Source organism: Pseudomonas sp. MS01C9 (genome assembly GCF_058202755.1).
The window spans coordinates 486,512-508,131 of sequence record NZ_CM177073.1 but is presented as its reverse complement, the minus strand read 5'-3'; the positions used below and the strand labels follow the sequence as shown (position 1 = coordinate 508,131).

Below are 21,620 nucleotides of genomic sequence, written 5' to 3'. Positions count from 1 at the left end.
AGCAAGCCCTGGAGACAAGCAATGGACAGGTTAAGCTGGATTCGTGGTGTGAATGGCACGCTTGGCCGGGTAGCCCCGGGCCTGGTGGCAAAGAAAATGCGGACGCTGTTCATGCGGCCTCGAAATCTGCCACCACGGGACTGGGAGCTGCCATTGCTGGCAAGTTCCGAGCGCATCACCTTGCGCTTCGGTCTCTCTGCCTTGCGCTGGGGCAAGGGGCCGACCGTCCTGCTGATGCACGGCTGGGAAGGGCGACCCACGCAATTCGCCGCGCTGATCACGGCCTTGGTGGACGCCGGGTATACGGTGGTGGCGCTGGATGGACCGGCCCATGGTCGCTCTCCGGGCCACGAGGCGAACGTCCTGCTGTTCGCCAGGGCCATGCTCGAGGCCGCGGCTGAGTTGCCGCCGTTGCAAGCCGTGATCGGGCATTCCATGGGGGGCGCCAGCGCCATGCTTGCGGTGCAACTGGGATTGCGTACCGAAACCCTGGTCAGCATCGCCGCGCCTGCGCGCATCCTGGGGGTGCTGCGCGGTTTTGCCCGGATCATGGGAATGCCGCCCCGGGCGCGGTCCGCGTTCATTCGCCAAGTGGAAAAGGACGTGGGCATGCCGGCCTCGAAGATGGATGTCGCTCACTACCAATTGGATGTGCCGGGGCTGGTGGTCCATGCCGAGGACGACACCTCGGTGTCGGTCAAGGAGTCGCAACTGATCCACGAGGCCTGGTTCGACAGCCGGCTGCTGCGCTTGCCGGCCGGCGGGCATCAACGGGTGCTGGCCGATCCGCGCGTGATCGACGGTGTGTTGTCGCTGTTGGCCGGACGCAGCCTGCAAGCGCGGCAATCGGCCTGAGCGTACCCGCGAACGCTGCGCGATCCGTTACACTGCCCCGATCCATATTCGACCGGGAGAGGGGCATGGGCTGGGATCGGGCAACACCGTTCATCATTGATCTTCAAGTGGCTGGCGAAGACATCGACGGGTTGGGCCACGCCAACAACGCGGTCTACGTCACCTGGCTCGAGCGCTGCGCCTGGCGCCACTCCCAGCGCCTGGGGCTGGATCTGGCAGAGTATCGACGGCTGGACCGGGCCATGGCCGTCGTGCGCCATGAAGTCGACTACCTGGCAGCCGCCTATGAAGGCGATGAACTGCAATTGGCCACCTGGATCGTCGACTGGGACCAGCGCCTGAAGATGACCCGGCATTTCCAGTTGATTCGTCCCAGCGACAACACCACGTTGCTGCGCGCCCAGACCACGTTCGTCTGTATCGAGCTGTCCACCGGCAGGCCCAAGCGCATGCCGCCGGAATTCATCGAAGGCTATGGCCCGGCGATCGGTTCCCGCGACAGCGAGACGGCTCGCGATGGCGCCGATTTTGTAGGCGAAATCCGGTAAACTGCCGCACGTTTTTTCGTTGAGTGTTTTCCATGCAAATTGCCCTGGCGCCCATGGAGGGGTTGGTCGACAACATCCTGCGGGATGTCCTGACCCGTGTTGGCGGGATCGACTGGTGCGTCACCGAGTTCATTCGCATCAATGATCGCCTGCTCACGCCGACCTACTTTCACAAGCTCGCCCCGGAATTGCTGACCGGCGCCCGGACCGCCGCCGGTGTGCCGCTGCGGGTGCAATTGCTGGGTTCCGATCCGGTGTGCCTGGCGGAAAACGCCGCCTTGGCCTGTGAGTTGGGCTCGCAGGTCATCGACCTGAACTTCGGCTGCCCGGCCAAGACCGTGAACAAGTCCCGGGGCGGAGCGGTGCTGCTCAAGGAGCCGGAGCTGCTCAACGAGATCGTCACGCACGTACGGCGTGCGGTGCCTGGGCATATTCCTGTCACCGCCAAGATGCGCCTGGGCTTCGACAGCCCGGACGGCGCGCTGGTCTGTGCCACGGCTCTGGCCGAAGGTGGCGCCGCCCACATCGTGGTGCACGCGCGGACCAAGACCGACGGCTACAAGCCGCCGGCTCACTGGGAGTGGATCCCTCGGGTCCAGGAAGTGGTCAAGGTGCCGGTGTTCGCCAATGGCGATATCTGGAGCGTCGAAGACTGGCGCCGTTGCCGCCAAATCAGCGGCGTCGAGGACATCATGCTCGGTCGCGGCCTCGTTTCCCGCCCCGACCTGGCCCGGCAGATTGCAGCGGCTCGGGCCGGGGAAGAAGTGGTGCCGATGTCCTGGGCCGAGTTGCAACCCATGCTCCAGGATTTCTGGGGGCAAGTGGTCGAGCAACTGACACCGCGCCAGGCTCCCGGCCGGCTCAAGCAATGGTTGGCAATGCTGACGCGCAATTATCCCGAGGCAGCGACGCTGTTCAGCGCGTTGCGGCGGGAAACCGAACTGGATGCGGTAGGGCATCTGCTGGGTGTGAAACGTACCGAAGCGGCCTGAAAAAAATTTCAGAAAAAGCTCTTGAAAAGTATTTGGCGGCCCCTAGATAAGGGGTACGCGATGCCGAATCCGGGTCGCGGAGACAAAAAAACTTGCTGAATTTTCAGGAGATTTGAATCATGAGTACTGCATTTTCGCTGGCCCCTCTGTTCCGTTCCTCGGTAGGCTTCGATCGTTTCAACGATCTTTTCGAAACCGCCCTGCGCAACGAACCGGGCAGCAGCTATCCACCCTACAACGTGGAAAAACATGGCGATGACGAATACCGCATCGTGGTCGCCGCCGCTGGGTTCCGGGAGGAAGACCTGGACCTTCAGGTGGAAAAAGGTGTGCTGACCATCAGCGGCGGCAAGCGCGAGGCCAGCAATGACAGCGTGACCTACCTGCACCAGGGCATCGCCCAGCGTGCGTTCAAGTTGTCCTTCCGGTTGGCTGACCATATCGAGATCAAGTCCGCCGGCCTGAGCAACGGTCTGTTGAGCATCGACCTGTTGCGTGTGGTACCGGAAGAGGCCAAGGCCAAGCGCATCCCGATCAACGGAGCGCAGCAGCAACCCGCGCTGCAGAACTGATGCATCGCAATTGAAGAAGGGCGCCGAAATGGCGCCCTTTTTCATTCTGTAGATCAGGGTCACGGCAACAGCCGCTCGAACGCCTCCAGCGGCAACGGCCGGCTGTGCAGGTAGCCTTGGTACAGGTGGCAATCGAGCCCTTGCAGAAATTGCAGTTGTTCCAGTGTTTCCACCCCTTCGGCGATCATTTCCAGGTTGAGGCTGCGGGCCATGGCGACGATGGCGCGGATGATTTCAGCGTCGTTGGGGTCGCTGGTGGCGTCGCGTACGAACGACTGATCGATTTTCAGGGTGTCCACCGGCAGGCGCTTGAGGTAGGTCAGGGATGAATAGCCGGTGCCGAAATCGTCCATGGCGAAGCTCACCCCCAGTTTCTTCAGGCGGCGCATCTTGGCGATAGTGTCGTCCAGGTTCTGGATCACGATACCTTCGGTGATTTCCAGTTTCAGCATCGTGAAAGGCAGGCCATGGGTCGCCAGGCTGCTTTCGATGCGCTCGACGAAATCGCTCTGGCGGAACTGTCGCGGGCTGATATTCACGCACAGGCTGAAACGCCGGGGATCGATCTTGCCCTTGGCGATCAGTTGCTTGAAACCGTCGCAGGCTTCGTCGAGGATCCAGGTGCCGACCTCCAGGATCAGCCCGCTGTCCTCCAGCACCTTGATGAATTCATTGGGCGATTGGGCGCCCAGTTCGGGATGGTGCCAGCGCACCAGGGTCTCGGCACCGATGATACGGTTGTCCCGGGCGTCGACCTGGGGTTGGAAATGCACGCTGAATTCCCCGCGAGCCAGGGCCTGGCGCAGGTCGGTTTCCATGCGCAAGCGTTCGCTGGCGGCCTTTTGCATGGTGGTGTGGAACATCTGTGACGTGTTGCGTCCCGAATCCTTGGCCCGGTACAGCGCGATATCGGCGCGCTTGAGCAGGTCGGCGGGCGTGGAGCCATGGTCGGGAATCAGCGCCATGCCGATGCTTGGCGTGACTTGCAGCCGCTGGCCATCGAGGGACATCGGCTCCGAGAGCAGTTCTCGCAGGGTATCGGCCAGTTTCTGCACCTGCTCGGTGACTTCGCTGCGGCTACCTTCGAGGCCGCTGAGCAAGACCACGAATTCGTCGCCACCCAGGCGCGCCACCGTGTCCTCCTGGCGCACGCTGGCCTCCAGGCGCGCGGTGATGATCTTCAGCACTGTATCGCCCACCGGATGGCCCAGTGAGTCGTTGATGTGCTTGAAGTGGTCCAGGTCGAGGAACAGCAGCGCACCGCGCAGGTCATGGCGCTTGAGCAAGGCGATCTGCTGGCTCAGGCGGTCCATCAGCAAGGCACGGTTGGGCAGGTTGGTCAGCGGATCGTGATAGGCCAGGTGGCGAATCTGTGCTTCGGCGTTGCGCAGCAGGCTGACATCCCGGGCGGTGAGCAACAGGCAATCGGTTTCGTTGAGGGTGATGGGCTCGACCGACACCTCCACGGTGAGCAACTCCCCGCGCTTGTTGCGCCCGAGCATTTCCTGGTGGTGCACGCGTCCCTTGAGCTGCAGTTCGGCCAGCAGTGCCGTGCGCTGTTTGGCTTCGGCCCAGATGCCCACCTCGAACACGGTATGGCCGAGTACCTCGTCGGCGCGGTAGCCGGTCAGGCGACAGAAGCCATCGTTGACCTCGAGGTAGCGGCCGCTTTCACGTTCGGTGATGGTGATGGCGTCGGGGCTGGAATGGAATGCCTTGGCGAACTTTTCCTCGCTGGCCTTGAGGGCCGCTTCGGAGCGTTGCTGCTGGGTAATGTCCCGCAGCGTGGTCACGATGCAGGGCTGGTTGTCGACGTTGATCTGGCGGCTGGAGATCACGCAGGTCAGCGGATGGCCGGACCTGTGGTGCACGACAATGGCGACATTGCTCAGGGACTGCTCGCGGATCACCCGCTCGATGCGCTGCAGGCTGCTGCCCGAGGCATCCCAGAGGCCGATCTCGTCGGCACTGCGGCCAATCACGTCGCTGGCGGTCCAGCCGAATGTCTGGGTAAAGCTCGAATTGATCTCCAGGAACCGGCCGCTGTCCTGGTGAGTGAGGCAGATCGGGTCGGGACTGACCTGGAACAACGTGGCGAATTTTTCTTCCGATGCCGCCAGGCTCTGTTCGCGCTCCACCTGGTCGGTGATGTCGAGCAGGGTGCCGGCCATGCGCAATGGGCTGCCATCGTCGTTGCGATACAGACGGGCGCGACTTTCCAGGTAGCGGGAGCTGCCGTCCGGCAGTTGCACCCGATAGGTCAACTGGTAATTGCCCGCCGGGCCTTCGCGCAGGCTGCGGTAGGCGTTGCGCATGTTGTTGCGTTCTTCGTCCGGTACGCCTTCGAAGAACGCGTCGAAGGATTCGTGGAACGGCTTGGGTTCCAGGCCATGGAGCTGCGCGGCCCGGGCCGAGCCGTAGAGCATGCCGCTGGGGATGTGCCAGTCCCAGGTGCCCAGTTGCGCCGAGTCGAGGGCCAGGTCCAGGCGTTCCTGGCTGTCCTTGAGGGCCTGCTCGGCCAGCTTGCGTTCGGTGGTGTCGAGAAAGGTGCTCAGCAGATAGGGTTGGCCTTCGAGTTCGACCTTCTGCGCGCTGAGTATGCCGCTGTGGATCTGGCCGTTGCTGGCCCGGAATTCCACTTCCATGCTCACCAGCTCGCCCTTGGCCTTGGTCGCTTCCACCAGCCTGGCCCTTTGGCTGGGGTCGACCCACAAGCCCAGCTCCAGGGTGGTCCGGCCGATCACATCATGCACCGGCCAGCCGAACAGGCTCTCGAAATACTGGTTGGCTTCGCTGATCAGCCCGTCTTCCTGGCGGGTCAGCAGCACCATGTTCGGGCAGAGATGAAAAAGCGTGGCGAAGCGCTTTTCCGAACTGCGCAGGGCCTGTTCGCGCTCGCGTTGATGGGTGATCTCGCGGATCACCCCGATCATGCGCGGACGGCCGTGCTTGTCGGGCAGTACGCTGCCACTGATTTCCAGCCAGTGCAGGCTGCCGTCGGGCCAGACGATGCGGTGGTGCATGGCCTGTTCCAGTGGCGCACCGGCCACGGCCGCGTGGAAGGCCCGGACGGCCTTGGCCCGGTCTTCGGGCAGCAGGAGGTCCAGGTAGTCCACATCGGCCGGCAATGGCTGGCGCGGATCGAAGCCGAACAGCGCCTGGGTGCCCCGGGACCAGCTGATCTTGCCGCTATCGATATCCCACGACCAGGCCCCCAGGCGCGCGCCGTTCAGGGCGGCCAGCAACTGCGGCGCGCTGTCCCAGCTTTGCTCGGACCGCTTGGGGTCGAGTGCCTGGATGCGCGGCAGGGGCGGGATATGGTCGGCAGGGTTGGGCATTATCTAGCGGGCCTTGGGCAGTTGGGCGTTAGGCACGGGCATTCGGCCCTAGAGGAGTCGCACGACTTATGCCTGGGTCCCTGGCAGATCGATTTGTGCGTCCAGTAGGGCCATGAAGGCCCGAGCAGCGTTCGACAGCGTCCGTTCGGTGTGCAAGATATAGCCTAGCTGGCGACTGAGCTGTATGCCCGGCAAAGGTATGCGAGCCACCTGATCGTCGAGCATCGTGCGTGGCAGGACACTCCAGGCCAGGCCGATGGAGACCATCATTTTTATGGTTTCCAGATAATTCGTGCTCATGGCGATGTTCGGCGTCAGGCCCTGGGCCTCGAACAGGCGTTGCACGATGTGGTGGGTAAAGGTGTTGCCCCCCGGGAAGACCGCCGGGTGCAGGGCGATGTCCGCCAGGCTCACGCTGGCGTTGTCCAGCAGTGCGTGCTCCGGCGCTACCACGAAGTCCAGGGGATCGTCCCATACCGGCGTGGCGCGCATCAAGGTGTGGGGTTCGGGGGCGAGGGTGATGACCGCCAACTCCGCCCGGCCATGGAGGATTTCCTCATAGGCCACTTCCGAATCCAGGAACTGGATGTCCAGCGCGACCTGGGGGTAGCGGCGGGTGAATTCCCGCAACAGAGGCGGCAGGCGATGCAGGCCGATGTGGTGGCTGGTGGCAAGGGTCAGCCGCCCGCTGACCTCGCCGGTCAGGTTGGTCAGGGCGCGACGGGTGTCGTCCAGTACGTTGAGGATCTGATAAGCCCGTGGCAGCAGGGCCCGACCGGCTTCGGTCAGGCCTATTTCACGGCCCAGGCGGTCGAACAGGCGTACGTTGAGCTGTTGTTCCAGGCCGGCGATGCGCTTGCTGATGGCCGGCTGGGTCAGGTGCAGGCGCTCGCCGGCACCGGAGAAGCTGCCGGTCTCGGCAATGGCAATAAAGGCATTGAGGTTGGCAAGGTCCATGGCCGTCTCGATTGAATTCCTGTTGGTTATGCAAAGTATGAAAAATATGAATTTGAGTTATTTAATGTAGCCTCATAACATCAGCCTCACAAGCCAGAGGGTTATTGAATTCATTCAAGGCCCGGGGCATAGAAACAAGCTGATGAGGAAACCGTCTGATGGCCGGCAAAACGCTCTACGACAAGCTCTGGGATTCGCACCTGGTCAAGCAGCGCGACGATGGTTCGGCGCTGATCTATATCGACCGTCACATCATCCACGAAGTGACGTCGCCGCAGGCTTTCGAAGGCCTGCGCCTGGCCGGGCGCAAGCCGTGGCGCATCGATGCCAACATCGCGACCCCGGACCACAACGTGCCGACCACTGCGGAGCGCAAGGGCGGCATCGACGCGATTGTCGACCAGGTCTCGCGCCTGCAGGTCCAGACCCTCGATGACAACTGCGACGAATATGGCATCGTCGAATTCAAGATGAACGACGTGCGCCAGGGCATCGTCCACGTCATCGGCCCGGAGCAGGGCGCGACCCTGCCGGGCATGACCGTGGTCTGCGGCGACTCGCACACCTCGACCCACGGTGCCTTTGGCGCCTTGGCCCACGGTATCGGCACCTCCGAGGTGGAGCATGTGCTCGCCACCCAGTGCCTGGTGGCCAAGAAAATGAAGAACATGCTGGTGCGCGTCGAGGGCAAGCTGCCGTTCGGCGTGACCGCCAAGGACATCGTCCTGGCCGTGATCGGCAAGATCGGCACCGCCGGCGGTAACGGCCATGCCATCGAGTTCGCTGGCAGCGCCATCCGTGACCTGTCCGTCGAAGGCCGCATGACCATCTGCAACATGTCCATCGAGGCCGGTGCCCGGGTCGGGCTGGTGGCCGCCGATGAAAAAACCATCGAGTACGTCAAGGGCCGTCCGTTCGCCCCGAAAGGCGTCGAATGGGACAAGGCAGTGCAAGCCTGGAAAGACCTGGTGTCCGATCCCGATGCGACATTCGATACCGTGGTCGAGCTCGACGCCGCGCAGATCAAGCCGCAGGTCAGCTGGGGCACTTCGCCGGAAATGGTGCTGGCCGTCGACCAGAACGTCCCCGATCCGGCCAAGGAAATGGACCTGGTCAAGCGCGACTCCATTGTCCGCGCCTTGAAGTACATGGGCTTGAGCGCCAACCAGGCGATTACCGACATCAAGCTCGACCGCGTGTTCATCGGCTCCTGCACCAACTCGCGGATCGAAGACCTGCGCGCCGCGGCGGTAATCGCCAAGGGCCGCAAGGTGGCCTCGACCATCAAGCAGGCCATCGTCGTACCGGGTTCCGGCCTGGTGAAGGCCCAGGCGGAAGCGGAAGGGCTGGACAAGATCTTCCTCGAGGCCGGTTTCGAGTGGCGCGAGCCAGGGTGCTCCATGTGCCTGGCGATGAACCCTGACCGCCTGGAATCGGGCGAGCATTGCGCTTCCACCTCCAACCGTAACTTCGAAGGCCGTCAGGGCGCCGGTGGCCGTACGCACCTGGTGAGCCCGGCCATGGCCGCTGCGGCGGCCGTCAACGGCCGTTTCGTCGACGTCCGCGAATTGATCTGAAGGAGCGCAGCAATGAAAGCTTTTACCCAGCACACCGGTCTTGTCGCGCCTTTGGATCGTGCCAACGTCGACACCGACCAGATCATTCCCAAGCAATTCCTGAAGTCCATCAAGCGCACCGGTTTCGGCCCGAACCTGTTCGACGAATGGCGCTACCTGGATGTCGGCCAGCCATACCAGGACAACTCCAAGCGGCCGTTGAACAAGGATTTCGTGCTCAACGCCGAGCGCTACCAGGGCGCCAGTGTGTTGCTGGCCCGGGAGAACTTCGGTTGCGGTTCGAGCCGCGAGCACGCGCCGTGGGCTCTTGAAGAGTACGGTTTCCGCAGCATCATCGCGCCGAGCTACGCCGATATCTTCTTCAATAACAGCTTCAAGAACGGCCTGCTGCCGATCATCCTGAGCGACGCTGAAGTGGACGAGCTGTTCCAGCAGGTCGAGGCCAACCCGGGCTACCAGTTGCAGATCGATCTGGCAGCGCAAACCGTGACCCGTCCAGACGGCAAGGTGCTGAGCTTCGAGATCGATGCGTTCCGCAAGCATTGCCTGCTCAACGGCCTGGACGACATCGGCCTGACCTTGCAGGACAGTGACGCGATTGCCGCGTTCGAAGCCAAGCACCGAGCGAGCCAGCCCTGGTTGTTTCGCGATGCTTGATGGATCGATGTAGGCAGTACCGGCTTCATCGCGAGCTTGCTCGCGATGGGGTCCACCCAGGCAAAAAAACATAAGGACATCCCATGACCAGCACCGCCCACAGTCAGGTTGTACAAAAGCAATTCGGTGAGCAGGCTGCGGCCTACCTGAGCAGTGCCGTGCACGCCCAGGGCGCTGAGTTCGCGCTGCTACAGGCCGAACTGAAGGGACGTCCCGAGGCCCGCGTCCTGGACCTGGGCTGCGGTGCCGGTCACGTCAGTTTCCACGTGGCGCCCCTGGCCGGTGAAGTGGTGGCCTACGATCTATCCCAACAGATGTTGGATGTCGTGGCCACAGCAGCGGCCGAGCGTGGCCTGGGCAATATCAGCACGGTGCGGGGCGCCGCCGAGCGCCTGCCGTTCGCCGCCGCTGAGTTCGACTTCGTGTTCAGCCGCTATTCGGCGCATCATTGGAGCGACCTGGGCCTGGCGCTGCGGGAAGTGCGCCGGGTACTCAAGCCGGGCGGGGTGGCGGCCTTCATCGATATCCTTTCGCCGGGTGCGCCGTTGCTGGACACCTACCTGCAGAGCGTTGAAGTGCTGCGCGACACCAGTCATGTGCGCGATTATTCGGCCGGCGAATGGTTGCGCCAGGTCAGTGAAGCGGGGTTGCACACCCGCAGCACCTCGCGCCAGCGCCTGCGCCTGGAGTACCGCTCGTGGGTCGAGCGCATGCGCACCCCCGAGGTGATGCGGGCGGCGATACTCGAGCTGCAGCGTGCCATGGGCGACGAAGTGCGTGAATATTTTGAGATTGAGGCCGATGGTTCGTTCAGTACAGATGTACTGGTGCTGTGGGCCGAGCGATAGCCTTTTTCCCGGCCAGCCCCAGGGGCCTGTGCCGATAGAGCAAACGAGGAATACATGAGCAAGCAGATTCTGATTCTCCCTGGTGATGGCATTGGCCCGGAAATCATGGCCGAAGCGGTCAAGGTCCTGGAGCTGGCGAACGACAAGTACGGCCTGGGCTTCGAGCTCAGCCACGACGTGATCGGCGGCGCTGCCATCGACAAGCACGGCGTGCCCCTGGCCGATGAGACCCTGGATCGTGCCCGTGCCGCCGATGCCGTGCTGCTGGGTGCCGTGGGCGGCCCGAAATGGGACAGGATCGAGCGCGATATCCGTCCGGAACGCGGCCTGCTGAAGATTCGTGCGCAACTGGGCCTGTTCGGCAACCTGCGTCCTGCGATTCTCTACCCGCAACTGGCCGATGCTTCGAGCCTGAAGCCGGAAATCGTCTCGGGCCTGGACATCCTCATCGTCCGCGAGCTGACCGGCGGTATCTACTTCGGCGCCCCGCGTGGCACCCGTGAGCTGGATAATGGCGAGCGCCAGGCCTACGACACCTTGCCGTACAGCGAGAGTGAAATCCGCCGTATCGCCCGGGTCGGTTTCGACATGGCCCGGGTGCGTGGCAGGAAACTGTGTTCGGTGGACAAGGCCAACGTCCTGGCTTCCAGCCAACTGTGGCGCGAAGTGGTAGAGCAGGTGGCCAAGGATTATCCAGACGTCGAGCTGAGCCATATGTACGTGGATAACGCCGCCATGCAACTGGTGCGTGCGCCCAAGCAGTTCGATGTGATCGTCACCGACAATATGTTCGGTGACATCCTGTCCGACGAAGCGTCGATGCTCACCGGTTCCATCGGCATGCTGCCGTCGGCGTCCCTGGATGCCAACAACAAGGGCATGTACGAGCCATGCCACGGCTCGGCGCCGGACATCGCCGGGCAGGGCATCGCCAACCCGTTGGCGACCATCCTGTCGGTGTCGATGATGCTGCGCTACAGCTTCAACCTCCATGACGCGGCGCACGCGATCGAGCAGGCTGTCAGCGTGGTGTTGGACCAGGGCTTGCGCACCGGCGACATCTGGTCGGACGGTTGTACCAAAGTCGGTACCCGGCAAATGGGCGATGCAGTAGTCGCCGCGCTGCGGAATCTGTAATCTTTCGGGCCCACCGCCAAGACGGTGGCCCACTTTTGTATAGGTGTAGTTGCGATGAAACGTGTAGGTCTGATCGGTTGGCGCGGCATGGTCGGTTCCGTGCTCATGCAGCGAATGCTGGAAGAGCAGGATTTCGATCTCATCGAACCGGTGTTTTTCACCACCTCCAATGTCGGTGGCCAAGGCCCGTCCGTGGGCAAGGATACCGGTGCGCTCAAGGATGCCTACAGCATTGAGGAGCTCAAGACCCTCGACGTGATCCTGACGTGTCAGGGCGGCGACTACACCAGCGAAGTCTTCCCCAAGCTGCGCGAAGCCGGCTGGCAGGGCTACTGGATCGACGCCGCTTCGAGCCTGCGCATGCAGGACGATGCCGTCATCATCCTCGACCCGGTGAACCGCAAGGTCATCGACCAGCAACTGGACGCGGGCACCAAGAACTACATCGGCGGCAACTGCACCGTCAGCCTGATGCTGATGGGCCTGGGCGGCCTGTTCGAAGCCGGCCTGGTGGAGTGGATGAGCGCCATGACCTACCAGGCGGCCTCCGGTGCCGGCGCGCAGAACATGCGCGAGCTGATCAAGCAGATGGGCGCGACCCACGCCGCCGTCGCCGATGACCTGGCCAACCCGGCCAGCGCCATCCTCGACATCGACCGCAAGGTTGCCGAGGCGATGCGCAGCGACGCGTACCCGACCGAAAACTTTGGCGTGCCGCTGGCCGGCAGCCTGATCCCATGGATCGACAAGGAACTGCCTAACGGCCAGAGCCGCGAAGAGTGGAAGGCCCAGGCTGAAACCAACAAGATCCTGGGGCGCTTCAAGAGCCCGATCCCGGTGGACGGCATCTGCGTGCGCATCGGTGCCATGCGTTGCCACAGCCAGGCGCTGACCATCAAACTGAACAAGGACGTGCCGATCGCCGACATCGAAGGGCTGATCAGCCAGCACAACCCTTGGGTGAAGCTGGTGCCGAACAACCGCGAAGCCAGCATGCAGGAGCTGAGCCCGACCAAGGTCACCGGCACCCTGAACGTGCCGGTGGGCCGTTTGCGCAAGCTGAACATGGGCTCGCAGTTCGTCGGCGCCTTCACCGTCGGCGACCAGTTGCTCTGGGGCGCGGCCGAGCCGCTGCGCCGCATGCTGCGGATCCTGCTCGAACGTTGATCGGCCGCTGCTGTGAAAGAACCCGTGCCTTGTGAGAGGCGCGGGTTTTTTTGGGAGACGGTTGTGTGTCAGGTCGCCCCATCGCGAGCAAGCCCAGGCACTGCAAGTCCGCCAGCCGATTGCCTGCATACCGGTCACCCGGTAAAGTGCCGCTCCCCCCGTTTTACCTGAGGTAGACCCATGAGCCAGTCCTTTGATATTGCCGTGATCGGCGCCACCGGTACTGTCGGCGAAACCCTCGTCCAGATTCTCGAAGAGCGGGATTTTCCCGTCGGCAACCTGCACCTGCTGGCCAGCAGCGAGTCGGCGGGAAGCTCGGTGATGTTCCGCGGTAAAAACGTGCGGGTGCGTGAGGTCGATGAGTTCGATTTCAGCAAGGTCCAGCTGGCCTTTTTTGCCGCGGGCCCGGCCGTGACCCTGAGCTTCGCCCCGCGGGCCACGGCTGCCGGGTGTGCATTGATCGACCTGTCTGGCGCCTTGCCTGCGGAACAGGCACCGCAGATCGTGCCAGAGGCCAACGCCCATGTCCTGGCCGGGCTGGGCAAGCCGTTGCAGGTCGCCAGCCCCAGCGCTTCGGCTACGGCGCTGGCGGTAGCGCTGGCCCCCTTGCGTGAATGCCTGGACCTGCAGCGCGTCAGCCTGACCGCCAGCCTCGCTGTATCCACCCAGGGACGCGTCGCCGTCACCGAGCTGGCGCGCCAGACCGCCGAGCTGCTCAACGCCCGCCCGCTGGAGCCCACGTTCTTCGATCGGCAGATGGCATTCAACCTGCTGGCCCAGGTCGGCACGCCGGACGAGCAGGGCCATACACCGCTGGAAAAACGCCTGGTGCATGAGCTGCGGCAGGTGCTGAATCAACATTTATTAAAGATTTCCGTTACTTGCATTCAAGCCCCGGTGTTTTTCGGCGATAGCTTTAGCGTGACCTTGCAGTCCACAGCGCCTGTCGACCTGGCGAAGGTCAACGCGGCCCTGGAAGCGGCGCCCGGCATCGAGCTGGTGGAGGCGGGCGATTATCCGACGCCTGTGGGTGACGCCGTGGGCCAGGATGTGGTTTATGTGGGGCGCGTGCGCGGCGGTATCGACGATCCGACGGAGCTCAATCTGTGGCTGACCACGGATAACGTGCGCAAGGGCGCGGCGCTCAACGCGGTGCAGGTGGCGGAGTTGTTGATAAAAGACCTGCTGTAAAAGATACTTGGCAACAATTTGTCGAATGATTCTAGCTGGGCGCTATGCTTGGCCAGAGTGATGAAGGCGAACCTTGCTCCCGGGGCATTCCCGGGCATGCGTGAAACGATCGCGCGCACCGTTGTTTCTGGGGGCAGTGCGCAAAGCCTCGTGGCGGCGACAACAATACCTTCTCGCTGGCCGAGGAATGTTCAAACAAAGGAAGAGGCTATGGTTCAAGTTCGCAAACTGGTGTTAGCAATAGCGGCCGCCTCGGCGCTGTCCTCCGGTATGGCGCAAGCGCTCGGGCTCGGGGAATTGACCCTGAAGTCGACGCCGAACCAGCCTCTGGTCGCCGAGATCGAGCTGCTCGATGTCCAGCAGCTGTCCGCTGCCGAAGTCGTACCGAGCCTGGCCTCGCCCGAAGACTTCGCCAAGGCCGGCATCGACCGCCAGGCTTTTCTCAACGACCTGACCTTCACCCCGGTGATCAACGCCAACGGCAAGAGCGTGCTGCGCGTGACCTCCAGCCGGCCGTTGTCCGAGCCGATGGTCAAGTTCCTGGTGCAGGTGATGTGGCCCAATGGGCGCCTGCTGCGCGACTACAGCGTCCTGCTCGACCCGTCCAAATTCTCGCCCCAGGCTGCCGAGGCGGCCCGACCGAAACCACCCCAGGGCATATCGACACCGGTGACCGGGGCTACCAAGCCATCCCAGTACACCACTACACCGCGCGATACCCTGTGGGAAATCGCCGCCAAGGCCCGTAACGGCGGCTCGATCCAGCAGACCATGCTGGCGATCCAGGCGCTGAACCCGAACGCATTCATCGATGGCAACATCAATCTGCTCAAGACCGGCCAGGTGCTGCGTCTGCCCGACCCTGTGCAAAGTACTGCCTTGCCGCAGCCCCAGGCCATCGCCGAAGTGGCGGCGCAGAATGCCGCCTGGCGCCAGGGCCGCCAAGGACGCCAGGGCGTGGCGGGTACTGGCCAGCAGCAACTGGACGCGACCCGGCGCGGCCGTGGCGAAGATGCGCCGGCCCAGGCTGCCGGTCGCGACAAGCTGAGCCTGGTGTCGGCCGAGTCCGCCAAGGCCGGGGCCAAGGGCAAGGGCGCCGCCGGGGATGCCCAGGCGCTGAGCAACAAACTCGCGATCACCCAGGAAAGCCTCGATTCGGCTCGCCGTGATAACGAAGAATTGAAAAGCCGCATGGCGGATCTGCAAAGCCAGTTGGACAAGCTGCAGCGCCTGATCGAACTGAAGAACGACCAGTTGGCCAAGATGCAGGCCGAAGGCGCCGCTGTGCCACCGGCTCCGGGATCGACCCCGGCGATGTCGGCGCAACTGACTCCGCCGCCGCCCTCGGCGCAAGCACCAGCCACTGTGCCCACACCCGCACCCCAGGCCACGCCGCAAACGCCTCCTGAAGCCTCGCCTGGAAGTACGTCGGAAGCGACGCCAGCGGCGACGTCGACCGAGCAGAAATACAACGACCTGCTGACCAACCCGATCCTGCTGGGGTTGATCGGTGGCGGCGTGGTGCTCCTGCTTTTGCTGCTGTTGCTGCTTGCCCGTCGTCGCAAGGCGCAACAGGAAGCCGAGAAACATTTGCGCATGGCCCGAGCCCTCGAGGAGGAGGCCGACTTCTCCCCGGAGCTCGATCTGCCCCCGAGCAGCTTCGAGGGCATTGAAGTTCCACCACCGAGCGTCAAACTCGAACCCAAGCCAGTACCTGCCCCGGCGCCCAAGCCGGCTCCGGTGGTCGCGCCTGTCGTGGTCACGCCGCCGATCGCCGCGCCACTGGTGGCTCCGGCCGCCGATCGTTTCGACGACGTTCTGCCACAGGCCCAGGCTCATATCGATCGTGGTCGCCTGAACCAGGCGGCCGACCTGCTCGAACAAGGCATCAAGGCCGAACCGCAACGCAGCGATCTGCGCCTGAAGCTGATGGAAGTCTATGGCCAGCAGGGCGACCGTGACGCGTTCGTCGCCCAGGAGCGCCAGTTGGTGGCCAATGGCGATAACTACGCCCAGGTCGAGCAGCTCAAGAGCCGCTTCCCGGCCATGGCGGTCGCCGCCGGTGCCGGCCTGGCCGCCGCCGCAGTGGCTGCGGAACTGGACGCGCAGTACGTCAAGGATCTGCTGGAAGACACGCCGCCCACCGACGAGGAGCTCGACAGCGCCTTCGACCTGAGCCTGGATGATCTTGAAGCCGCACCGGCGGCCACGCCGCAGCCCGAGCCGATTCCGGAGCTGGATGCATTCCCGACCGACGACGACCTGAGTTTCGAGTCGGTGCTCAAGCAGCAGACCGAAGCCGCCGAAAGCCTGGACGACCTGTCGGAGTTCGACCTGGACCTGGGCGCCGATGCCCCGGCGCCAGCCTTGGCCGACGAAGATTTCCTGCTGGACCTGGACAACGATCTCAAGGACCTGGACGTGCCGGCAGCCGAGACGCCGGCCCTGGACGATACCCCGGCCGACGACCTGGAGTTGCCGGCGGATTTCGATCTGTCCCTGGCCGACGAAATGAATGCCGGCGAGGCGCCCAAGGATCCCTTCGAGTCCGAACTGGACGATGTCAACGCGGAGCTGGAACGTCTGTCCGACAGCCTGGGCCAGCCATCCTTCACGGCTGAAGACGCCCTGGCCAGCGCCGACGAGGAGCCGGACTTCGACTTCCTCAGCGGTACCGATGAAGTCGCCACCAAGCTCGACCTGGCCCAGGCCTACATCGATATGGGCGACAACGACGGCGCCCGGGACATCCTCGGTGAAGTCCTCAATGAAGGCGATGCCACCCAGAAGAGCGAAGCGCAGGAAATGTTGTCGCGCTTGGCGTGAGGTGAGCGATAGACAACGACGGCAGCCGGTGAGGCTGCCGTTTTTGTTTGTGGTGGGAATTGGAGTTGGGCGCGATGGCTCCATCCTGCCACCATAGGATCGACGGTGGCACTGGCATCCCGCCCGGCCGGCCTTATAATGCCCGCCTTTGCGTACCTCAGCAGGCTGTAATTCTTGGCAAACATAGATAATCCGGCCGCCGAAATGGCGGCCGACGGCTTTTTCCGGATCGCCCTGGGCGTTGAATACAAAGGTTCGCGCTACCGTGGCTGGCAGCGCCAGGCCTCCGGCGTGCCGACGGTCCAGGAAATCCTGGAAAACGCGCTTTCCAAGGTCGCCGATTCGCCTGTGGCGCTGCATTGCGCCGGTCGAACCGACGCCGGTGTGCACGCCTGTGGCCAGGTGGTGCATTTCGACACCCAGGCCGAGCGATCGATGAAAGCGTGGGTCATGGGCGCCAATATCAACCTGCCGCACGATATCAGCGTCAGTTGGGCCAAGGTGATGCCGGCGCACTTCCATGCGCGCTTCAAGGCCATCGCCCGGCGTTATCGCTACGTGATCTACAACGACCAGATCCGCCCGGCGCACCTGAACGAAGAAATCACCTGGAACCATCGTCCACTGGATGTCGAGCGCATGGCCGAGGCTGCGCAATACCTGGTGGGCGTCCACGATTTCAGCGCCTTCCGCGCCGGCCAGTGCCAGGCCAAATCGCCGATCAAGCAATTGCATCACCTGCGTGTGACCCGTCACGGCAAGATGATCGTACTCGACATCCGCGCCAGTGCGTTCCTGCACCACATGGTGCGCAACATCGCCGGCGTGCTGATGACCATCGGTGCCGGTGAGCGGCCGGTGGAGTGGATCAAGGAAGTGCTGGACAGCCGCATCCGCCGTTCCGGTGGGGTGACGGCGCATCCGTTCGGGCTGTATCTGGTGCAGGTCGAATATCACAGAGAGTTCGAGTTGCCGGAGCGTTACATCGGGCCGCATTTCCTCACGGGCTTCTCGGAACTCGACGGCTGACGCCCTCCGTTGCATTTGCTACCATCCGGAACTTTCACGGGATCTGCCTGAGGTTTTTCACGACATGTCAGCCGTTCGCAGCAAGATTTGCGGGATTACCCGGGTCGAGGACGCGCTGGCGGCGGTCGAGGCCGGCGCCGATGCCATCGGGCTGGTGTTCTACGCCAGGAGTCCCCGGGCGGTGACGGTGCAGCAGGCACGAGCGATCATCCGGGCCTTGCCCCCGTTCGTGACCCCTGTCGGCCTGTTCGTCAACGCCAGCCGTTGCGAACTGGGGGAGATCCTCGACGCGGTGCCGCTGGCGCTGTTGCAATTTCATGGCGACGAGACCCCCGAGGATTGCGAGGGCTGGAATCTTCCCTATATCAAGGCGCTGCGGGTCAAGGCCGGCGACGACATCGCGGCTGGGTGCGAGGCGTTTGCCGGGGCCAGCGGGATCCTGCTGGATACCTACGTGGAAGGCGTTCCCGGCGGTACCGGTGAGGCGTTCGACTGGTCCCTGGTGCCCCGGGGGCTGAGCAAGCCGATCATCCTGGCGGGGGGGCTGACGGCCGAGAACGTGGCCGAAGCCATTCGCCAGGTTCGCCCGTATGCGGTGGATGTGAGTGGCGGAGTGGAGCAGGCCAAGGGCATCAAGGACCCGGCCAGGATCCGGGCGTTCATGGCGGCTGTGCACAGCAGCCAGTCGCCAATGTGACGGCTGGCAGACTGCCGCCGTCCATACCTGCACTGTACAAGCAGGCAGGCGCCGCCTTCGGGTGGGCCGATAGCGTAGTGGCAGCCGCGGTGGAGCGGTTGCCGGAATGGCAGAGGAGGTTGGGCTGCACGCAGGTCATGTTTCGCGCTGACCGTGGTGGCTCCTCGAACCTCGCCGCACAATGAATTTAGCTCAAGGGCATACGCGGGGCCGCGAACCAGAGCGTTCGGGCCGCCGGTACTGGAGAAAGAAAGCATGAGCAACTGGTTGGTAGACAAACTGATCCCTTCGATCATGCGTTCCGAGGTGAAGAAAAGCTCGGTGCCTGAAGGTCTGTGGCACAAATGTCCATCCTGCGAGGCGGTGCTGTACCGCCCCGAGCTGGAAAAGACCCTGGACGTTTGCCCCAAGTGCAACCACCACATGCGCATCGGCGCACGTGCCCGTATCGATATTTTCCTGGATGCCGAAGGCCGTGTTGAGCTGGGCGCCGACCTGGAGCCCGTGGACCGCCTGAAATTCCGCGACGGCAAGAAATACAAGGATCGCCTGACCGCTGCCCAGAAGCAGACCGGCGAAAAGGATGCCCTGGTGTCCATGAGCGGTACCCTGCTGGGCATGCCGGTGGTGGTCTCGGCCTTCGAGTTCTCCTTCATGGGCGGTTCCATGGGCGCCATCGTCGGCGAGCGCTTTGTCCGCGCCGCCAACCATGCCCTGGAAAACCGTTGCCCGATGGTCTGCTTCTCCGCTTCCGGCGGCGCGCGGATGCAGGAAGCGCTGATTTCCCTGATGCAGATGGCCAAGACCTCCGCGGTGCTGGCGCGTCTGCGCGAAGAAGGCATTCCCTTCATCTCGGTGCTGACCGACCCGGTCTACGGCGGCGTTTCCGCCAGCCTGGCGATGCTGGGCGACGTAATCGTCGGCGAGCCGAAGGCCCTCATCGGCTTTGCCGGCCCGCGCGTCATCGAGCAGACCGTGCGTGAAAAACTGCCGGAAGGCTTCCAGCGCAGCGAGTTCCTGCTGGAGCACGGCGCCATCGACATGATCATCCATCGCCAGGAGCTGCGTCCGCGCCTGGGTAACCTGCTGGCGCAACTGATGGGCCTGCCGACGCCTAAGTATGTCGCCACGCCCATCGAGCCGATGGTCGTTCCACCGGCGCCTGCGGGCCTATGATCCAACGTACCCTGGGCGATTGGCTGGCCTATCTCGAGCAGCTGCACCCGTCGGCTATCGACATGGGGCTGGAGCGCTCGCAGGCCGTCATGTCCCGCATGGGGCTGGGCAAGCCGGCCCCCAGGGTCATCACTGTCACCGGTACCAACGGCAAGGGGTCGACCTGCGCCTTCATGGCCTCGCTGTTGCGGGCCCAGGGGCTGAGTGTCGGTGTGTACAGCTCGCCGCACCTGCTGCGTTACAACGAGCGGGTGCAGATCAACGGCGTCGAGGCTGGCGACGCCGAGCTGTGCGAGGCCTTCGTCGCGGTGGAAGCCGGGCGAGGCGAGATATCCCTGACCTATTTCGAGATGGGCACTCTTGCGGCGTTCTGGTTGTTCGCCCGTGCCGGTCTCGATGCCGTTGTGCTGGAAGTGGGCCTGGGAGGTCGCCTGGACGCCGTCAACCTGGTGGATCCAGACGTCGCGCTGGTGACCAGTATCGGCGTGGACCATGCCGATTACCTGGGCGACACCCGCGAATCCGTGGCTTTCGAAAAGGCCGGCATCTTCCGCCAGGGCGCGCCTGCGCTCTGCGGCGACCTCGATCCACCACAGCCATTGCTGGACAAGGCTCGGGAACTGGGCTGTCCGTTTTTTCTGCGTGGGCGCGATTTCGATCTGGCCACGACCGAGCAGCATTGGCAATGGCGTGGCAGCGATGCCCAGGGTAATCCGGTGGAGTTGCATGACCTGCCGCTGCTGGACCTGCCAATGGAGAATGCCGCGCTGGCGCTCCAGGCCTACCGGTTGCTGGGGCTGCCCTGGGATGCCGGCCAGATCGTCAAGGCCTTGCAGGCGACCCGTGTCGTCGGCCGGCTCGATCGCCGCACGTTCGATTGGCAGGGCAAGCGCCTGAGCCTGCTGCTGGATGTCGGCCACAACCCCCATGCGGCACACTACCTGGCCGAGCGCCTGGCTCATCGGCCTGTGGCGGGGCGGCGACTGGCAGTATTCGGGTTGTTGTCCGACAAGGATCTGGATGGCGTGGTCGAGGCGTTGAGTGCTAGTGTCCAGCATTGGGCAGTCGCGCCGCTGGACTCGCCGCGTTCGCGTCCGGCGGCACAATTGCAGGCGGCCTTGCAGGCGCGTGGCGCTTCGGTGGATGCTTATGCAAGCGTGGTCGCCGCGCTGGAAGGGCAGTGCGCCCTGGCGACCGCCGACGACGAAATCCTGGTGTTCGGATCATTTTTTTGTGTCGCCGAGGCCCTTCAATGGCTGAGCCGGCGCTCCACGGAGGAAGCTGCAGATGGCATTGCTGGATAAGGCATACAAGCAGCGCATGGTAGGGGCCCTGGTATTGGTGGCCCTGGCGGTGATTTTCCTGCCGATGCTGTTTTCCCGTCAGGACGAGCAGCGTCAGGTCACGGTCGATGCGCCGGCCGCGCCCCAGGCGCCGGCGATGCCACCGGTGCAGGTCGAGCCGGTGACGGTGCCTGAGCCCCAGGCGCTGCCCCAGGAACCCGTTCCAAGCGATGAAGAACTGGCCGCGCAACCCGCGCCTGTCATGCCGATCACGCCCGCTCCAGCGGCTCCTGCGGCGCCGACCGCTGCACCGGCTGAACCGACTACATCGAGCAAGCCGTCTGTCGCAGCGGCGCCTGCGCCTGCTGCTCCGGCAGCCAAGCCGGCACCGAGCCAGCCGATCACCGCAGCGCCGACCAAGCCGGACACCACCCAAAGTCGCGTGGACGCCAACGGCCTGTCGGTCAGCTGGTCCGTGCAACTGGCCAGCCTGAGCAGTCGCGAGAGCGCCGAGAACCTGCAGAAATCCCTGCGCAGCCAGGGGTACAACGCCTATATCCGTTCCGCCGACGGCAAGAACCGGGTATTTGTCGGGCCGCTGATCGAGCGTGCCGAGGCCGATCGCCTGCGGGACTTGCTTGGCCGTCAGCAGAATCTCAAGGGGTTCGTGGTGCGTTTCCAGCCAGAGCGTGGTTGATCGCGGTTTGCCTGATTTGAATCACACTGACAATCGCAGCTTACCGACAGCCCTGCGCTCTGCTAAAATGCGC

Annotated in this window: 18 protein-coding genes; 16 read left to right on the top strand and 2 right to left on the bottom strand. The window is 63.7% G+C overall.

Annotated elements, in window-relative coordinates; genetic code table 11:
- Positions 1-21: 21 nt before the first annotated feature.
- The 4 genes from AC1M7R_RS02385 (at position 22) to AC1M7R_RS02370 (ending at position 2,967) form a co-directional block, all read left to right on the top strand.
- Positions 22-855, top strand: a complete 834-nt coding sequence (locus tag AC1M7R_RS02385; protein ID WP_072392230.1) for an alpha/beta fold hydrolase — start codon at positions 22-24, stop codon at positions 853-855.
- Positions 856-920: 65 nt separating this feature from the next.
- Entirely contained in the window at positions 921-1,403 is a 483-nt protein-coding gene (locus AC1M7R_RS02380; protein ID WP_072392233.1) for an acyl-CoA thioesterase, read from the top strand.
- 32 nt (positions 1,404-1,435) lie between these two features.
- The gene (locus tag AC1M7R_RS02375; protein ID WP_072392236.1) at positions 1,436-2,395 is read left to right on the top strand and encodes a tRNA dihydrouridine synthase; all 960 of its coding nucleotides are present in this window, start codon (positions 1,436-1,438) and stop codon (positions 2,393-2,395) included.
- Between the two features lie 119 nt (positions 2,396-2,514).
- Positions 2,515-2,967 (top strand): Hsp20 family protein, encoded by a 453-nt coding sequence (locus AC1M7R_RS02370; protein ID WP_072392239.1) that lies wholly within the window; start codon positions 2,515-2,517, stop codon positions 2,965-2,967.
- 59 nt (positions 2,968-3,026) lie between these two features.
- Here AC1M7R_RS02370 and AC1M7R_RS02365 read toward each other — a convergent pair whose 3' ends face one another.
- The gene (locus tag AC1M7R_RS02365) at positions 3,027-6,305 is read right to left on the bottom strand and encodes an EAL domain-containing protein (RefSeq protein WP_072392242.1); all 3,279 of its coding nucleotides are present in this window, start codon (positions 6,303-6,305) and stop codon (positions 3,027-3,029) included.
- Between the two features lie 66 nt (positions 6,306-6,371).
- Positions 6,372-7,262, bottom strand: coding sequence for a LysR family transcriptional regulator (locus AC1M7R_RS02360; protein WP_072392245.1), 891 nt, complete (start codon positions 7,260-7,262; stop codon positions 6,372-6,374).
- A 158-nt stretch (positions 7,263-7,420) separates the two neighbouring features.
- Between AC1M7R_RS02360 and leuC the strand changes: the two genes are divergently transcribed.
- From leuC to AC1M7R_RS02300, 12 genes are all read left to right on the top strand, one after another.
- Positions 7,421-8,839: a 3-isopropylmalate dehydratase large subunit gene (leuC, locus tag AC1M7R_RS02355; protein ID WP_072392249.1), complete on the top strand. Its 1,419-nt coding sequence runs from the start codon at positions 7,421-7,423 to the stop codon at positions 8,837-8,839.
- A gap of 12 nt (positions 8,840-8,851) precedes the next feature.
- A complete protein-coding gene (gene leuD, locus AC1M7R_RS02350) occupies positions 8,852-9,496 on the top strand; it encodes a 3-isopropylmalate dehydratase small subunit (protein ID WP_072392252.1) in 645 nt (214 codons plus the stop codon).
- Between the two features lie 83 nt (positions 9,497-9,579).
- Positions 9,580-10,344 (top strand): class I SAM-dependent methyltransferase, encoded by a 765-nt coding sequence (locus AC1M7R_RS02345; RefSeq protein WP_072392256.1) that lies wholly within the window; start codon positions 9,580-9,582, stop codon positions 10,342-10,344.
- A gap of 54 nt (positions 10,345-10,398) precedes the next feature.
- Positions 10,399-11,481: a 3-isopropylmalate dehydrogenase gene (gene leuB, locus AC1M7R_RS02340; RefSeq protein WP_072392260.1), complete on the top strand. Its 1,083-nt coding sequence runs from the start codon at positions 10,399-10,401 to the stop codon at positions 11,479-11,481.
- A gap of 54 nt (positions 11,482-11,535) precedes the next feature.
- Positions 11,536-12,648, top strand: coding sequence for an aspartate-semialdehyde dehydrogenase (asd, locus tag AC1M7R_RS02335; RefSeq protein WP_072392264.1), 1,113 nt, complete (start codon positions 11,536-11,538; stop codon positions 12,646-12,648).
- Between the two features lie 180 nt (positions 12,649-12,828).
- Positions 12,829-13,839 (top strand): aspartate-semialdehyde dehydrogenase, encoded by a 1,011-nt coding sequence (locus AC1M7R_RS02330; RefSeq protein WP_490610217.1) that lies wholly within the window; start codon positions 12,829-12,831, stop codon positions 13,837-13,839.
- Positions 13,840-14,049: 210 nt separating this feature from the next.
- Positions 14,050-16,665, top strand: coding sequence for a FimV/HubP family polar landmark protein (locus tag AC1M7R_RS02325; protein WP_490610216.1), 2,616 nt, complete (start codon positions 14,050-14,052; stop codon positions 16,663-16,665).
- Positions 16,666-16,869: 204 nt separating this feature from the next.
- Positions 16,870-17,694: a tRNA pseudouridine(38-40) synthase TruA gene (gene truA / locus AC1M7R_RS02320; RefSeq protein ID WP_072392273.1), complete on the top strand. Its 825-nt coding sequence runs from the start codon at positions 16,870-16,872 to the stop codon at positions 17,692-17,694.
- Positions 17,695-17,758: 64 nt separating this feature from the next.
- Positions 17,759-18,391 (top strand): phosphoribosylanthranilate isomerase, encoded by a 633-nt coding sequence (locus AC1M7R_RS02315; RefSeq protein ID WP_072430684.1) that lies wholly within the window; start codon positions 17,759-17,761, stop codon positions 18,389-18,391.
- Between the two features lie 255 nt (positions 18,392-18,646).
- Positions 18,647-19,567, top strand: coding sequence for an acetyl-CoA carboxylase, carboxyltransferase subunit beta (accD, locus tag AC1M7R_RS02310; RefSeq protein WP_053154736.1), 921 nt, complete (start codon positions 18,647-18,649; stop codon positions 19,565-19,567).
- On the top strand, positions 19,564-20,871 hold the full coding sequence (gene folC / locus AC1M7R_RS02305) for a bifunctional tetrahydrofolate synthase/dihydrofolate synthase (RefSeq protein WP_490610215.1): 1,308 nt from the start codon (positions 19,564-19,566) through the stop codon (positions 20,869-20,871). Before accD ends, folC begins: the two co-directional genes overlap by 4 nt.
- Positions 20,855-21,547, top strand: coding sequence for an SPOR domain-containing protein (locus AC1M7R_RS02300; protein ID WP_490610214.1), 693 nt, complete (start codon positions 20,855-20,857; stop codon positions 21,545-21,547). The genes folC and AC1M7R_RS02300 overlap by 17 nt, the downstream gene beginning before the upstream one ends.
- The last annotated feature ends 73 nt before the right edge of the window (positions 21,548-21,620 follow it).

Coding starts and splice junctions, on each gene's coding strand:
- AC1M7R_RS02385 (WP_072392230.1), top strand. CDS start 22: ATGGACAGGTTAAGCTGGATTCGTGGTGTGAATGGCACGCTTGGCCGG.
- AC1M7R_RS02380 (WP_072392233.1), top strand. CDS start 921: ATGGGCTGGGATCGGGCAACACCGTTCATCATTGATCTTCAAGTGGCT.
- AC1M7R_RS02375 (WP_072392236.1), top strand. CDS start 1,436: ATGCAAATTGCCCTGGCGCCCATGGAGGGGTTGGTCGACAACATCCTG.
- AC1M7R_RS02370 (WP_072392239.1), top strand. CDS start 2,515: ATGAGTACTGCATTTTCGCTGGCCCCTCTGTTCCGTTCCTCGGTAGGC.
- AC1M7R_RS02365 (WP_072392242.1), bottom strand. CDS start 6,305: ATGCCCAACCCTGCCGACCATATCCCGCCCCTGCCGCGCATCCAGGCA.
- AC1M7R_RS02360 (WP_072392245.1), bottom strand. CDS start 7,262: ATGGACCTTGCCAACCTCAATGCCTTTATTGCCATTGCCGAGACCGGC.
- leuC (WP_072392249.1), top strand. CDS start 7,421: ATGGCCGGCAAAACGCTCTACGACAAGCTCTGGGATTCGCACCTGGTC.
- leuD (WP_072392252.1), top strand. CDS start 8,852: ATGAAAGCTTTTACCCAGCACACCGGTCTTGTCGCGCCTTTGGATCGT.
- AC1M7R_RS02345 (WP_072392256.1), top strand. CDS start 9,580: ATGACCAGCACCGCCCACAGTCAGGTTGTACAAAAGCAATTCGGTGAG.
- leuB (WP_072392260.1), top strand. CDS start 10,399: ATGAGCAAGCAGATTCTGATTCTCCCTGGTGATGGCATTGGCCCGGAA.
- asd (WP_072392264.1), top strand. CDS start 11,536: ATGAAACGTGTAGGTCTGATCGGTTGGCGCGGCATGGTCGGTTCCGTG.
- AC1M7R_RS02330 (WP_490610217.1), top strand. CDS start 12,829: ATGAGCCAGTCCTTTGATATTGCCGTGATCGGCGCCACCGGTACTGTC.
- AC1M7R_RS02325 (WP_490610216.1), top strand. CDS start 14,050: ATGGTTCAAGTTCGCAAACTGGTGTTAGCAATAGCGGCCGCCTCGGCG.
- truA (WP_072392273.1), top strand. CDS start 16,870: ATGGCGGCCGACGGCTTTTTCCGGATCGCCCTGGGCGTTGAATACAAA.
- AC1M7R_RS02315 (WP_072430684.1), top strand. CDS start 17,759: ATGTCAGCCGTTCGCAGCAAGATTTGCGGGATTACCCGGGTCGAGGAC.
- accD (WP_053154736.1), top strand. CDS start 18,647: ATGAGCAACTGGTTGGTAGACAAACTGATCCCTTCGATCATGCGTTCC.
- folC (WP_490610215.1), top strand. CDS start 19,564: ATGATCCAACGTACCCTGGGCGATTGGCTGGCCTATCTCGAGCAGCTG.
- AC1M7R_RS02300 (WP_490610214.1), top strand. CDS start 20,855: ATGGCATTGCTGGATAAGGCATACAAGCAGCGCATGGTAGGGGCCCTG.